Below are 14,353 nucleotides of genomic sequence, written 5' to 3'. Positions count from 1 at the left end.
CAATTACAAACGGCTTAAACAACAAGTGTTTCGGCTTTTCAAGCCTGCCATTCGTCTCTAAGTTAATTATGTCTTTTTCGAGCTTCCAAGGGTTGTAAGTTAGTTTGCAGATTGCTACAACTACAAATCAGGTTTGCGATCGCTCGAATTAATTTAGCAGGCTCTACTGGTTTGGTGATATGCTGCTCAAATCCGGCAGCAATTGCTTGTTGATAATCAACCTCAGCTGCGTAAGCTGTGAGAGCGATCGCTGGAATTGTCCCTCCCATCTCTGGTGACATGGCTCTGATTTGACGTATCAGCATATAGCCGTCTACTTCCGCCATTCCAATGTCGCTTAACAGCAGATTTGGCTGGAACTCAGGCATGACTTGTAGTGCTTCCACAGCCGATGCTGCTTGAGTTACTACCGCACCAGACTGCTCCAGAATGAAAGCAATTAACTCTCGCGTATCACGCTCATCATCCACAAGCAGAACTTTTACCCCATTTAGATCAGGCGAATCATCAGGTTGTTGCTCACTCTCGTGGCTATTTAGATAAATCTTGCTCAACGGTAGCACGACTGTAAAGGTTGCTCCCTGTTCTTCACCCAAACTTTCTGCCTGAACTGTGCCCCCATGTAGCTCTACAATGTGACGAACAATAGCTAATCCTAATCCCAGTCCGCCGAATTTCCTGGTAGTTGCACCATCAGCTTGTCGGAAGTAGTCAAATACATAAGGTAAAAAATCTGGGTTAATTCCCTTACCTGTATCACTGACTCGAAGTTGAGCCAGAGAATCAAGTGATTGTAAACTGATTTCTACCTGTCCACCTTGGGGTGTAAACTTAATCGCATTGGAAAGTAGATTCCAGATAACTTGCTGCAAGCGAGCTGAATCACCAGTTACTTGGCCGATGTTTGGTTCAAGGACAGTGTTAATCTGAATCGATTTGGCTTCAGCCGCTAAACGTACAGTTTCTATTGCTGCTGCGATCACACTTTCCAGATTCACAGGAGCAATATTTAGGCTGAGTTTACCTTGCAAAATTCGAGAGACATCCAGCAAATCTTCAATTAATTGCGTCTGAAGCTTGGCATTGCGTTCAATAGTTTCGAGGGCGCGAGTGGTAGTTGCTTGATCATACTTTTTAGTTTGCAGTAACTTCGACCATCCCAGGATCGGGTTTAGCGGTGTGCGAAGTTCGTGGGAAAGAACCGCCAGAAATTCATCTTTGATCCGGTTAGCTTGGACTAACTGCTCTTTTTGCTGCTGTAACGAAGCCATCAACTGAGCGCGTTCCAGAGCAACCGCCACCTGATCGGAGGTTGCTTGCAGCAGGGCAATTTCCCCAGAAGTGAAGTGGGTACGGGTGCGGCTGGCAAAGGAGAGGACACCAAGCAGCTTTCCCTGAGCAATTAACGGTTGACCAGCATAGGCTGTGATTCCAAAAGGATGAAGGATTTGGGCATTTGGATGGCTAGAGTGCAGCACATCATTGACGATAATTTGATGGCGTTCTTGCGCCACTAGTCCGCACATCCCTTGATTAAATTCCAGGTATTCAATTGTTTGAAATACTTCATCAGTAATGCCGTTCCAAGCTACTAACCGAAATTTCTGCTTATTTTCATGTGTATCGATTAGATAGTGGAAGTAAAAATGCAAATCCATCTGCGCTGAGAGTTTGCTGAACAAGCTGTTCATTAGATCCAAGGGGCGCTCAGTTGAAAGCAAATCGCTGGTTGTTTCAGAAAGCAGTTTGAGTCGTTCACTGCGCTCTTGCAAGGCTTGTTCAGCAAGCTGGCGTTCACGAAGGGCGCGTTCGCGTTCGGTGATGTCAACTGCAACCCCTCCTACCAGGCGTTGCCCAGATGCATCCGCAATGGGAAACTTATATACTAAAAATTCGCCGAGGGTGCCATCTGTGCGTGGCGTAGACTCGATCGTTTCAACAACCTGATTCGTCTGGGCAACCATTCTAATGTTATCAAGCAGGGGTTGAGCGATTTGGGCTGGGTATAGGTCAAAAATATTTTTATTAATCGCCTTATTTGTTGTTAAATCGAATGTGTTCAGATAAGTTGGACTGAGGTAAAGTACACGTCCGTCTGCATTCGTTATCCATGCGGCGGCTGGAATATTGTCCATAAAAGCTTGAAATTGCTCTTGACTCTGACTCAGCGCTTTTTTAGCTTGTTTGAGATCACTAATATCAAGAATGAATGCAACTGATTTGTGCCGAGATTCTCCTAAAAGAGAGTAGCCAACTACAACTGGGACACTCGAACCATCTTTACGAATGCACTCCTTCTCATAGGGAGTACAGGTTCCCTTCGCTGTTGCTTCGGCAATAGCCAGTTCATCTAAATATTGGTACTCAGGGGGCGTGATATCAGTCCAGCATAGTCTGCCAGCCTGGATATCTTCCTGGGTATAGCCCACAATTCGCAAGAACTCGTCATTGGCTTCAATGATGCTACCATTCACATCACCAAAGAGAATGCCAACTATATTCGCTTTGACAAAACTCCTGAGGCGTTCTTCACTTGCTTGGACTGCCTTTTCTGCTTGCTTGCGATCGCTGATGTCACGGAAGAAAATGTTAAGACCATCCTCACAAGGGTAGACGTGAATCTCCAGCCACAGGTCATACTTGGACGGGTAGTAGTAGTGATGCTCGAAGTGGACGGGAATCTGTTCTGCCATCGCCCGTCGGTATTGGCGTTCTACATTAGTGCCTACTGATGCAGACCACTCCTCCCAGTGCGACTTACCGATAACCTCTGTTCGGAGTTTGCCGTTAATTCGCTCTGCTTCGGCATTTTGGTAGATGATTCGCCAGTCCCGGTCTAAAGTAAGAAATGCATCACTCATGTTTTCCAGAGTGCGTGTATTCCGCTCATTGGCTTGCTGTAATGCCGCTTCTGCTTGTTTGCGTTCGCTCAAATCAACAACAAAGCCAATGACTGTTTCTTGAGTATCTCCCACAAGTACAGAACCGAGCAAAACGGGAATGCGATCGCCATCTTTGCGGATGTATTCCTTTTCAAAGGGTTTACATACTCCGGCCGTTCTAAGTTGTTCCACTGAATACTCACTCAATTGAAGATACTCAGGTGGGGTGATCTCACGCCATTTCATTTGGTTAGCGGACAAATCTTCTCGCGTATAGCCTACCATCTTCAGAAAAGCATCATTGGCTTCGATGATCGAGCCATTTTTTATCTCAGTTAGGATGACTCCAATGATGTTGGATTCTGCTAGTCGGCTAAACCGCATTTCGCTATTTTGCAACAATTTCAGGCTTGTCTCTGCCGAAAGTCTAGCAGTTCGTAACTCTGAAGAGAGGGCAGTAATTAAGAAGGATACTAGTGAGAATGTGGTTAATCGTACCAAGACGTTTGGGCTGAGGAAATCGAACGAGTAGACTGGCTCGATCAAAAAATAAACAACAGTTGTAACAGATAGAGCGATCGCCACTACTCCAAGTCCCATGCCGCCATACCAGGCACTGATTGCCACAGCAGCATAAAATAATGTAAATACGCTCGGATCGAAGACTGGCACCAACAGTCGTGTCAGCAGCAGCGCCGCTATGACTGCCAGAATCATCACACTATAGTTTAGTAACCAAGAGCGCATCATCAAAATCTTTTCTGGTACTTTCACCATCATCTTAGGAGTCCTCTCGCTGTGCTATTAGGAGATACTCGTTCAGTAGTCTTTTGCCTGATTCGCCCATCTTCTGTAACATTTCTTCAACTAGTTTTAGTGCCATCTGTGAAGGCACTGTAGATCCGTTCTCCCAGCGATTGACTGTTCGCAGGGAAACTCCCAACTTAGCTGCAAACTTTTCTTGAGAGAGATTGAGTTGCTGGCGAAGTTCACGGATGAAATCTGAAATTTTTAATAGCTTTCCTAGTTCCATAATAAGAAGATTAAGACAGTTGTCTCGCCATTTGTCTCGAACTTGAGGAAGAATTTGAACAGTCATTAGTCGTTATCAATTTCATCTTTTGGCGAAATACTGATATCAGTTCTCAGTCTTCATTGGTTACTGTTAACTGGAGAAAGTATCTATATAAACATTAAATTTTCTCAGGTGTGTAATGTTCAAATAGGATTATTTTAAGTACTTTGATGAGTTTCAAGCATTACGCAGTGCCAAAAATCTATGGGTAGTGGATTACATTGTTACGGTTCGTACCCTACTTAATATTTTATATATAACAATCCTATTTTAGTTGTAAAAATTATCAAACTGCCAACTCTTGGAGACACTACCTGTAGCAAGATCCCCGTAGGGGTACGCGCAGCGTCTCCAAGAGCGCCAAAAGAAGAAGGAAAGAAGTTTACGAATCATTTAGGAATGCTATATAGCAATCCTATTTGATTTGTGAGAATTGTAATCCGCAGATCCACGACAACTTTTACGAAGTCGGGTATCTTGTTTTTGCGCGTTTTATTTAGGATTGCTATAGATAGCCTTGATACATAAGTTTTCTCTAATAGTTTGCATATATAAACTTTTCCAAATTATCGTTAATTTTGGTAACCAAATCTGAAATGTATTTCCAAACCTGTAATTAATTTTAAATATAGTAAGATTGCCAATGGCAAAACTATAAAGCTATAATGTACATTTAATCAAATTTTTGCCTGAATTTTAACTGTTTTGATTAATCAACACTCCGAAAACCTCCTCAACAGTCAACTGGAAAATACACCAGATGAAGGCTATATATATATTTAGCTGGTTTGATTGGTTTTGTCTTTGGTATCCTCCAGGCTGGCTAATTTTATTCAACCGCCATTGGCAACACTATCACACCGATTCAGACGGTTGGAATTGGCTGGAATATGGATTATTTTTAATTCCTGGCGGATTTTATCTGGCGTTGCTAAGTCGTTGGTTACGTCTTGGTTTTCGTTCGCCCCAAAAAGAAGTTGGTGAATTTGATCCCAAATATCAACAAGCTTTTGGTGAAGAAGTTCTTGGGCCCATCGTTAAATACTATTTTCGGGGAGAATTGCAACAAGTCGAAAACTTGCCGCAAACAGGGCCATTGATTATAGCAATGAATCACGCAGGGATGTGTTTTCCTTGGGATTTTTTGACTTTGGGTTATTTATTAAGTGAAGCTAGAGGATGGGTGGTACAACCCCTAGCAAGTCCAGCATTATTTGAGCATCCTTGGGTGATTTGGTGGTTACCAGCTAAATGGTCGCAGGTTTTGGGTGGTGTGCGAGCCGAATTAGATAATTTTGAGGCAGCTACCGCTCAAGGTAAAATTATCTTATATGCACCCGAAGGTATCCGCGGTCCTCTGAAAGGTTGGAAAAGACGCTATCAACTAGAAAAGTTTGATGTGAGTTTTATTAAGTTGAGCGATCGCTATCAAATTCCCATTCTCTCAGTAGTTTGCATCGGTAGTGAATTTTTACATCCTTGGGCTGTTAATTTCCAGAAATTGCAACGATTAGTCAAATTACCATTCTTGCCTTTCTCACCTTTAATGTTTGTCTTACTTCTGTTTCCTTCAATGGGAATTTGGGCAATGAGAACTCGTCTGCGTTACTTTATTCAGCCTTTGGAACCAGCAGAATTGTACAACTATTCAAACAAAGAGCGTACAGTAGCTTATCGGCAGGCACAACAATTACGCGAAAAACTGCAAAATAAAATTAATCAGTTATTGAGAGAAATTTAATCCTACGAGTCGATTTAAGTTAATCCTTGAAAAAATCATTTGCTATTTTAGTAATAATTCATTACGTTTAAGCTGAATCAAAAGACCTCTAAGGTGAATTCTAGTAATAAATTTATCATAGCCGTTGGTTTCAACTTCGCTTAACCAACTGAGTGGTGGAGAGTTCAGCGAAGTCGAAACTCGTTAACATAGATATTTTTTTCATCAAAAATCACCTAAAAGGTTTTACTATGCAAAACTATCCCTCTCCGACTGGAAGAGGGACAGGTTTGAACTGAAGTTCAAGGTAGGGAGAGGTTCATCGAACTCACGTTAAACGATAATTCTTTCTCCCCCTACTTTTTCTGCTCAACTCAACAGATAACTTTCTCTTTTGCGAACCGTATTGTATTATACCCCTACTGGCTGTCTGACTTGCAATTTCACGGCTTCAACAATGGCATCGGCGTCAATTTTGGCAGCATGGAGCAGTTCTTCTGGTGTGCCAGAACTTGGCATATCAAGCACTGCCAACTTAATTAGCCGTAGTTGAGGTCCATTGTAAGTAGGAATACTACTAGTACCAGCAAAGGCATCAAGCACAGCCGCACTTAATCCGCCTTCCATCCAGTGGTCTTCAACCACGACTAAATTCCCCTTGGTATCGCGTGCAGCTTGATGAAGTGTTTCTACATCAATGGGTTTGACGGAGTAGGCATCTATGATCCGCACCGTGATCCCTTCGTTTTTTAAACGATCGCTAGCCTTAAGTGCTTCATGTAAAGTAATACCAGCGGCAATCACTGTGGCTTGATCTCGCTCAGAGCTACAGATTACTTTGCTACCACCAATGGGGAATTCTTCATCAGAGCCATAGATTACAGGTGTGCTTTCCCTGGTGGTACGGAGGTAGACAATGCCATTGCGATCGCTCATTTGCGCCACTAGTTTAGCCGTCTGATTGCCATCACTAGGATAAAGTACAGTACTACTCCACACCGCCCGGAAGGCTGCTAAGTCCTCCAGTGCCATCTGTGAAGGACCATCCTGACCAATGGATATCCCAGCATGGGAACCCACTAATTTAATGTTAGCACGAGAGATAGCTGCCATTCGGATAAAGTCGTAACCTCTACTCAAGAAGGCTGCGAAGCTGGAAGCAAAGGGTTTGTATTTTCGCACCTGCAAACCTACCGCTGCTGCGATCAGTTGTTGTTCAGCAATGTACATCTCAAAGTAGCGTTCAGGATAGGCTTTGGCAAAATCTTCGGCGTAAGTGGAATTACTCACCTCGCCATCAAGGACAACTACATCGGGTTGAGCGGCTCCCAATGCCACTAAAGCGTCACCATACGCTTTACGTGTTGCGACCTTTGCACCTTTTTCATAAGTGGGAAGTTGCAGTGGTTGAGCATTCCCTGTTGCAGCAGGTTGGCTTTGTTCTTCGGGTTTGTTGACTTTAATTATCATGTGGCGTTCACCACCTAACTCTGCGATCGCCTCTTTCTCTTGGTCGGGTTTGAATGCTTTACCATGCCAACCACCGATATCTTCCACAGAAGCCACACCTTTGCCTTTCTTTGTGCGGGCGATAATTACCGTGGGGCGATCGTTGATGCTCAAAGCAGTGGTAAAGGCTTGGTCAATCTCTGTCAAGTCGTGACCATCAATTTCAATTGCGTGCCAGCCAAAGCCTCTGGCACGCGCAGCATAGGCTTGTGTGTTCCAACCCAGTTCAGTTTCACCGCGTTGCCCTAGTCGATTGACATCGATAATGGCGATCAGATTGTCTAGTTTGGAGTGTGAGGCATGATCAAAAGCCTCCCATACTGATCCCTCAGCTGTTTCGCTATCACCCAGCAATACCCAGACATGGTATGGAAGTTGATCTAAATATTTACCTGCTAAAGCCACCCCCACACCAATTGGTAATCCTTGTCCCAATGAGCCAGTTGCCACATCAACCCAAGGTAAAACTGGTGTGGGATGTCCTTCTAAACGGCTGCCAAATTGCCGTAGCGACAATAACTCCTCATCAGTAATTGCCCCCGCTGCTTTATACATGGCATAGAGTAGAGGTGCAGCGTGTCCTTTAGAGAGAAGGAAGTGATCGCTATTAGGGTTATGTGGATTATCAAAGTCGTAGCGGAGATATTTGGAGAGTAAAACCGCCATCAGATCAGCGGCTGACATGGACGAAGTAGGATGACCTGAACCAGCAACGGTTGTAGCGCGAATACTATCGATACGCAACTGTTGTGCTAATTCATGCCATTGGTCTAGTTGCTCCTGTGTGGTCATAGTAATATTCCTAAATGAAAATCAAGGGTATTGTGGCGAATCCTTTGTTTTATCACTCGTGTTTTGGCTAGACTTGGCTATTTTACCGAAAAAAATGCTAATACGCTCTAGCTAAAAAGAAAGATTATTCTTTTTGAATTTAAATTTGTGATGAATAGTGTCTTTTTTAACCAGAAGCAGACACAAATCTAACTAAACACTTGTTCAGAGATTTGTTTCAATATCCCTAAGTTTACTTTAGATAGTAAGAGCTACAGTGGCTTCTTTCTAATGGAATAACTCAGTTTTCTTTCTTAAGGTATATAAAACTAATTTCACTAGATTCAGAGTTTTATTTCTTGATAAACAAAAAAATCGAGATTACGACGAGAGAAAAAAGGTCGTCTTTGTTTAAAATAGTTAAATTTTCTTGGCAACTAATGGCTGAATAAGCAAGCTGTAATTCATTTTTCTAAAATAATTCTTTTTTCGTCAGCGGTTTTAGCCCTTATTATATGCATATTAAATACTCTTTAGCAGATTAAAACCGTCGAAATTACTGTTTTCAATCAAACCAATTTAGTAATTACTAAATTACTTTTTCCATAACGAAGTTTATCAGCTTTTGCCCTCTCCGTTCTACCTCTTGCTGTTTCACAGCAATAAAATTCTGGCTTTCAAAAAAAGGTTTAGCTGTAATACTAGCTTCTGTAAATAACTTTTCAATTCCTAAAACCTTTGCTTTTGATTCAAGCTGTTCTAAGATTTCCTTACCAATCCCTTTTCTTTGAAAATCTTTATGACAGTAAAAACGGTCAATATGACCATTAGCCTCTAATTCCCCAAAACCAATAATTTTGCCTTGCTCCTCTGCTACATAAGTAAACTTACTTCCTAAACCTTTAATCCAAACGTCAATATCCATATTTGCTGGTGCCCAAGCATCTACTTGTTCTTCTGTGTAATCGTGAATATTTACCTCATGAACAGTGTCGTAGAACAATTTCATAATTTCTTCGGTATCAGCTATTTCGTATGTTCGTAATTTCATCAGGAAGTTAATTAATGATAAATAACTTTATTAATAATATGATCAGCTTTCGTGAGTCTGAGTATTCCCACAGTGAAGCCCAGACTGATCTGCGGCGCTATTTTAGCTTCATCATAATTTATCAAATAGTAAATTTAACTTAATATATATTTATTGAAAGTTAACTAATATACATAATGTTAAATATAGTCACGCTGCAAGCTTGGCAGTCAATATGCAAATGCGATCGCTTACTTCTCACTCAGACATGAATACTTCTCATTTCAGCTCTGAGCAGTGCTGATAACGGAAGAATTAATTTGTTGAGAGAAATTTTCAGTTACTCTCTGAAGTGGTTTTTTGGATGGAAACTTTGAACAAGTTTTTTTGACAATGGGATTAATTCTGCCCTGATGCTATAGAAGCAACTTCATCCCTAATTTCTCATATCAGCCATATCCAAAAAATTGCGATCGCCTGTTAGGGAATAACAGTTAATCTACCTAATTTTTGGTTTAACCAAGAAATATTGGGAGTCATCTGCCAAGAGAAAAATTTCATGTTCCAAACCTCTTGACAAACTACTCATCATCTTAGCTAAATTTTAATGGAGGAACTGCAAATTATAGTCAACAACTTAAATTCTCCGTTCTCAGCACTGCTTAGAGCTTAACCGAGAAGTGTTGACTCAGATATTTCCTTTAAAACAAGCATTTCAGAGCATACAGCACTTTGCGTAAGCGAACTCCTATGGAGAAGCGAAGCGTCTTGTAGAGAAGCTCGTCGTAGACATCGCTGATGTTCAAGGTAAATGTTTTTAGTACCCATGTACTATTTTGCTGCTAAAATGCCTTAAAAGTCAGCTAGCCTTGCTTGATGGTAGTATGAAAAAAATCCTAGACACGGACAAAAAGCCCATTTTGCTCAAAGTTTCGCTGTTGCAGCCTACAGCTGTAACTACTGCTATAGTGCCACTGCAACCCCAAGATGAAAAAATCATTAGTGAACGGGAGCGTTTTTTAGCACAAGTCGAACGCATCAATCAGATGGCGGGAGAGTTAGAAGCAGCGATATTAGAGTTGAAAGTGATCGCCAACACACTTAATACTCAAAAACGTTACCCAGTTCTAAAATGCAAAAATATTTTTATTTGGCAGTCAATTAGCGTCCCTTGGGTGAAACGAAAGCCAGACGAATCATTTATTCTGACGACGCGAAGAGTTGATTTATTCCGAGCAGAAAGAGAAGCAACGCTATTAGCACAGCAACTTCGTCAGCAAACCAAAAAAAGATTAGCATCGCAGCGACACAGAAAAAACAAGAGTGGGGCTGAGGCTGACATAAAACGCTTCCTTAAAAAGGTATTAGTCAACAAATCTTAAAATTATCAACATTCAACGGCAGCTGACCCATGAGATTTAACAGTTATGCTGATTGAAGTGGCAGAAGGAACTTCTTCATCAAAATTGCTAGATACCACACTGCCATTGCTAATTGCAACCACAGTTGGTGGCAATTAGGCAAAGCTGCCCTAGTATTTGCACTTCCGTAAAACCAGGTGCAACATCAGGGATAATCAATCAGCGCACAGAAGAGGTAAAAAAAGGTGTTAAAGACACTTTTAGTGATTGCCGTTGGTTTTTTACCGTCCCTGTTTTCCCTGTGGATGATCCGCAAAAACTTTGTGCGATCGCGCTTACGGATGAGGCAAGCAGCGATGAATTTTCCAATGGTGCAGGGACGGCACAACATTAGACCTGTTGAAGGCGATCGCTATTATTTAGAAGGGGTGGGTTATCTGATTGGCGATATCAGCTGCAAATTTAATGCCCGATCTGGCTATATTCGCTGTGCTGTCAATCCCGACGGTCCATGTAACGTTTGCCGTCACTACGAACCTAAGGGATTAGCTGGTAGTGAAAAAAAGACTTAATAAGTTTTACCTGACTAAATCTGGATTCAAAAAATCTTATTAGTAGGATAGGTTCAAATTTTTTGTTTTGTGGCTCCCCTGACGCAGGGGTTTGAATCTCCTTCTTAATGGAACCTTCAGCAAGAACTGCCTTCTTCAATGGGTCTTTCTATATATTAAAAAATAATTACCCTGTTCAAGTCCCCAACTTTCCCTGCTAAAGAACAGCCTCCCCACCTCCCCCATCAGAAGCTCACCGCTTCGCATTGAGCGTGAGTAGTTCAGCCTTCAAGATCAAATGCGATGACATCATCAATACACGATAAGATTTCAACTTTGATTTTTTCATGAATAGGATGGGGTAAATAGGCATCGCGGGCAGCAGCGCTCTCAAAAGTCATTAAAAATCCATGCGTATAACCCTGATTCAAACCTTCGTTGCTGGAATATCTACCACCTGTAAAGTAAGTGATACCAGGAATCAATTTTATGATTTCTTGGAGATGTCTAAATATATCTGCAATCTTTTCAGCGGGGGTTTGTGGTTGAAATTTTAACAAAACTATATGTTGAATTAGAGGCATCTAAAATTTCCTTATTTATACTTATGTAATTATTAGTGGTATACTACTCAACTCTTGTGAATGGGGAGTCATTGAGAAACGAACCCTAAACTCGACTTGATCCATTTTAGGCTATGTTCAGCTATCGCCTCAGCTTGAAATTGCGAATAACAGGCATTTAGCACAACACACTCGGTTCAATTAGAGAAAAGTTTAAATAAATTCGCTAATGCTTCTGAACTCACTAGTTTTGCCTGCCCAGTTGCATCCTCGAATAGCAGACCTTCCTGTTCTACTCCATGACCAACCTGAGGCCCACTCCACAAACTGCTATTATCAGCCGTTGCATGAACATTGGTTGAATTAAACTCTACCAAAGTAAATTTTAGGTAAAATTTAGGTAAAAATTTGTTTTACCTGACATGGTAAAATCACGGCTAATTATAATTTGTATTGACAAACACTTTGAAAATTTGGCTTTGCATGGTCAAATAAGAATGATTTAATAGAATTCGTGCAAAAGTGTGAATCTGCGTCATTTTGTTTGCAGATTATGAAATTTACTATTAGCTTTTGCCGAATATCTAATAACTACATGATTATTTAACGATGAACAACGCGATCGCTCGGACAACAGCATTATTATCAACTTGCGCTTTGCTACTAACAGGCTGTGGTGGTGGCACTAGCACTGTGACAAATTCTCCAAATAATAGTCCAAATAGTACCCAAAATAACACTGCAACCAATACGGCAGCCACAACGGGTACATTGTCAGGTGCTATTCCCATCGGTATTGCCGTTGCCCAAACTAGCAATGTAGCATTACTAGGTCAAGAGCAAGTTGCTGGAGCCAAACTTGCCCAGAAGTATTTCAATAGTAAAGGTGGTATTAATGGCACTCCAATTAAATTAGTGTTTCAAGATACTAGCGGTGATGAAGCAGGGGCAATTAACGCTTTTCAAACTTTAATTAACAAAGATAAAGTTATTGGGATTGTGGGGCCAACTTTGTCACAACAAGCTTTTAGTGCTGATCCAATTGGCGAACGGGCAAAAGTACCAATTCTTGGGCCATCGAATACTGCTAAAAACATTCCCGAAATTGGAGATTACATTGCTCGTGTTTCTGCACCAGTTTCCATCGTTGCGCCTAATTCGGTGAAAGCTGCACTTAAGCAGAACCCCCAACTGAAAAAAGTCGCAGTTTTCTATGCTCAAAATGATGCATTTAGCAAGTCAGAAACAGAAATTTTTCAGCAAACAGTTAAGGATCAAGGGCTAGAATTGGTAACAGTCCAAAAGTTCCAAACCAGTGATACAGATTTTCAAAGCCAAGCTACCAATGCAATTAATCTCAAACCAGATTTGATCATTATTTCTGGTTTGGCTGCTGATGGTGGTAATTTAGTGCGACAATTGCGGGAACTAGGTTATAAAGGCTTAATTGTTGGTGGAAATGGTCTAAATACATCGAATGTATTGACAGTTTGTAAAGCACTTTGTGATGGCGTGTTGATTGCTCAAGCCTACAGTCCAGAACATCCAGGTGAAATTAACGCAGCATTTCATAAAGCCTATACTGACGAATATAAAAAAGAGCCACCCCAATTTAGCGCTCAAGCTTTTGCAGCAGTGCAGGTTTATGTCGAAGCACTCCAAGCTTTAGATAAAAACAGCAAAGTTAACAAATTACAGCTACCAGAATTGCGGACGCAATTAAACAAACAGATCCTTGTCGGAACATACAATACACCACTGGGTGAAATTGGTTTTACTCCTCAAGGTGAAATTGTTCAAAAAGATTTCTATGTTGCCCAAATAAAAATGGCAAAAGACGGAAGTCAAGGTAAATTCATATTCCTCAAATAGTTGCTAAATGAATATAAATCTATTTTTACAGCAATTATTAAATGGTTTATCTATCGGCAGTGTCTATGCAATTTTTGCCTTAGGATATACCTTGGTTTATTCTATTTTGGGCATCATTAATTTAGCTCATGGTGCGATTTTTACCTTGGGTGCATACTTCACTTTTGCACTCATGGGTGGTAACTTTGGATTTAACGGCTTGTTAGCTAATGCAGCCCTGCCGATAAAATTACCATTTGCTATATCCTTGATTTTAGGAAGTACCTTGGCAGGATTGGTAGGGGTAGTTATGGAACGTGTTGCTTTTCAACCTTTGCGCCGTCGAGGATCTGACCCTTTACTAACTGTTGTTTCCAGTTTAGGGGTAGCAGTGGTAATTGTGAATTTAATCCAGTATTTAGTAGGCGCAGAAAGTTACACATACCCTGCAAATACTTACGGAAATTTGCCGCCTGCTATTAACTTTGGTAGTTCAGAAAACCCAATTCCTATTCGTAGTGTTCAGGTGGTAATTTTTACTGTATCAGTTGTGATTGTGGCAATTCTTACCTATTTTATCAATCGAACTAAATATGGTAAGGCAATGCAGGCGATCGCAGAAGATGCAACTACAGCTAGTTTGTTAGGAATTAATAGCGATCGCTTTATTATTTTAACATTTTTCATCAGCAGTTTTTTAGCAGGATTAGCAGGAACTTTAGTCGCCTCTAGTGTTAGTATTGCTGGGCCATATTTCGGCATTGCTTTTGGTTTGCGGGGTTTAGCGGTAATTGTTTTAGGTGGTTTGGGTAGTATTCCTGGTGCAGTATTGGGAGGCTTGGTAATTGGATTAGTGGAGGCGTTTGTTCCTGCTGAATTCTCTGGATATAAAGACGCAGTAGCCTTTGGAATTTTGTTTATCATGCTATTAGTTAGACCCCAAGGTTTACTAGGACGGCGGTTTATTCAAAAAGTTTAACGTAGCGTTATCGGCTTGCCGCAGGCTACCGCAATCGCGCAGCGTCTCGCAGAGAAGAACA

10 protein-coding genes and 1 pseudogene are annotated in these 14,353 nt (G+C 41.3%); 5 read left to right on the top strand and 6 right to left on the bottom strand.

Going from position 1 to position 14,353, the window contains the following annotated elements; all coding sequences use genetic code 11:
- Positions 1–62 precede the first annotated feature (62 nt).
- Positions 63–3,662 (bottom strand): PAS domain S-box protein, encoded by a 3,600-nt coding sequence (locus V7K40_RS21405; protein WP_334963193.1) that lies wholly within the window; start codon positions 3,660–3,662, stop codon positions 63–65.
- Position 3,663: 1 nt separating this feature from the next.
- Complete coding sequence (locus tag V7K40_RS21400) at positions 3,664–3,981, bottom strand: helix-turn-helix domain-containing protein (protein WP_334963191.1); 318 nt, start codon at positions 3,979–3,981, stop codon at positions 3,664–3,666.
- Between the two features lie 681 nt (positions 3,982–4,662).
- On the opposite strand from V7K40_RS21400, the pseudogene V7K40_RS21395 reads away from it, so the two are divergent.
- A pseudogene (locus V7K40_RS21395) lies at positions 4,663–5,698 on the top strand (1-acyl-sn-glycerol-3-phosphate acyltransferase).
- A 390-nt stretch (positions 5,699–6,088) separates the two neighbouring features.
- Here V7K40_RS21395 and V7K40_RS21390 read toward each other — a convergent pair.
- Together V7K40_RS21390 and V7K40_RS21385 are read right to left on the bottom strand one after the other, a co-directional pair.
- A complete protein-coding gene (locus tag V7K40_RS21390; RefSeq protein ID WP_334963189.1) occupies positions 6,089–7,978 on the bottom strand; it encodes a transketolase in 1,890 nt (629 codons plus the stop codon).
- Positions 7,979–8,546: 568 nt separating this feature from the next.
- The gene (locus V7K40_RS21385; protein WP_334963187.1) at positions 8,547–9,008 is read right to left on the bottom strand and encodes a GNAT family N-acetyltransferase; all 462 of its coding nucleotides are present in this window, start codon (positions 9,006–9,008) and stop codon (positions 8,547–8,549) included.
- Between the two features lie 863 nt (positions 9,009–9,871).
- On the opposite strand from V7K40_RS21385, the gene V7K40_RS21380 reads away from it, so the two are divergent.
- Entirely contained in the window at positions 9,872–10,369 is a 498-nt protein-coding gene (locus tag V7K40_RS21380) for a hypothetical protein (protein WP_334963185.1), read from the top strand.
- A 224-nt stretch (positions 10,370–10,593) separates the two neighbouring features.
- Positions 10,594–10,920: a DUF6464 family protein gene (locus tag V7K40_RS21375; RefSeq protein WP_334963184.1), complete on the top strand. Its 327-nt coding sequence runs from the start codon at positions 10,594–10,596 to the stop codon at positions 10,918–10,920.
- Positions 10,921–11,180: 260 nt separating this feature from the next.
- Here V7K40_RS21375 and V7K40_RS21370 read toward each other — a convergent pair whose 3' ends face one another.
- Entirely contained in the window at positions 11,181–11,483 is a 303-nt protein-coding gene (locus tag V7K40_RS21370) for a Dabb family protein (protein ID WP_334963183.1), read from the bottom strand.
- Between the two features lie 176 nt (positions 11,484–11,659).
- Positions 11,660–11,839, bottom strand: a complete 180-nt coding sequence (locus tag V7K40_RS21365; protein ID WP_334963181.1) for a hypothetical protein — start codon at positions 11,837–11,839, stop codon at positions 11,660–11,662.
- 232 nt (positions 11,840–12,071) lie between these two features.
- Here V7K40_RS21365 and V7K40_RS21360 point away from each other — a divergent pair, with 232 nt between their 5' ends.
- Positions 12,072–13,334, top strand: coding sequence for an ABC transporter substrate-binding protein (locus tag V7K40_RS21360; RefSeq protein ID WP_334963179.1), 1,263 nt, complete (start codon positions 12,072–12,074; stop codon positions 13,332–13,334).
- Between the two features lie 7 nt (positions 13,335–13,341).
- Positions 13,342–14,292 (top strand): branched-chain amino acid ABC transporter permease, encoded by a 951-nt coding sequence (locus V7K40_RS21355; protein ID WP_334963177.1) that lies wholly within the window; start codon positions 13,342–13,344, stop codon positions 14,290–14,292.
- Positions 14,293–14,353: the final 61 nt, after the last annotated feature.

Origin of the sequence: Nostoc sp. (assembly GCF_036917195.1) — a bacterium.
Taxonomy (GTDB): domain Bacteria; phylum Cyanobacteriota; class Cyanobacteriia; order Cyanobacteriales; family Nostocaceae; genus Nostoc.
This window is presented reverse-complemented; position numbering and strand designations above follow the sequence as displayed.

Excerpts from the sequence above, each read along its gene's own strand:
- V7K40_RS21360 (WP_334963179.1), top strand. The coding sequence starts at position 12,072 with ATGAACAACGCGATCGCTCGGACAACAGCATTATTATCAACTTGCGCT.
- V7K40_RS21405 (WP_334963193.1), bottom strand. The coding sequence starts at position 3,662 with ATGATGGTGAAAGTACCAGAAAAGATTTTGATGATGCGCTCTTGGTTA.
- V7K40_RS21355 (WP_334963177.1), top strand. The coding sequence starts at position 13,342 with ATGAATATAAATCTATTTTTACAGCAATTATTAAATGGTTTATCTATC.
- V7K40_RS21370 (WP_334963183.1), bottom strand. The coding sequence starts at position 11,483 with ATGCCTCTAATTCAACATATAGTTTTGTTAAAATTTCAACCACAAACC.
- V7K40_RS21385 (WP_334963187.1), bottom strand. The coding sequence starts at position 9,008 with ATGAAATTACGAACATACGAAATAGCTGATACCGAAGAAATTATGAAA.
- V7K40_RS21400 (WP_334963191.1), bottom strand. The coding sequence starts at position 3,981 with ATGACTGTTCAAATTCTTCCTCAAGTTCGAGACAAATGGCGAGACAAC.
- V7K40_RS21380 (WP_334963185.1), top strand. The coding sequence starts at position 9,872 with ATGAAAAAAATCCTAGACACGGACAAAAAGCCCATTTTGCTCAAAGTT.
- V7K40_RS21390 (WP_334963189.1), bottom strand. The coding sequence starts at position 7,978 with ATGACCACACAGGAGCAACTAGACCAATGGCATGAATTAGCACAACAG.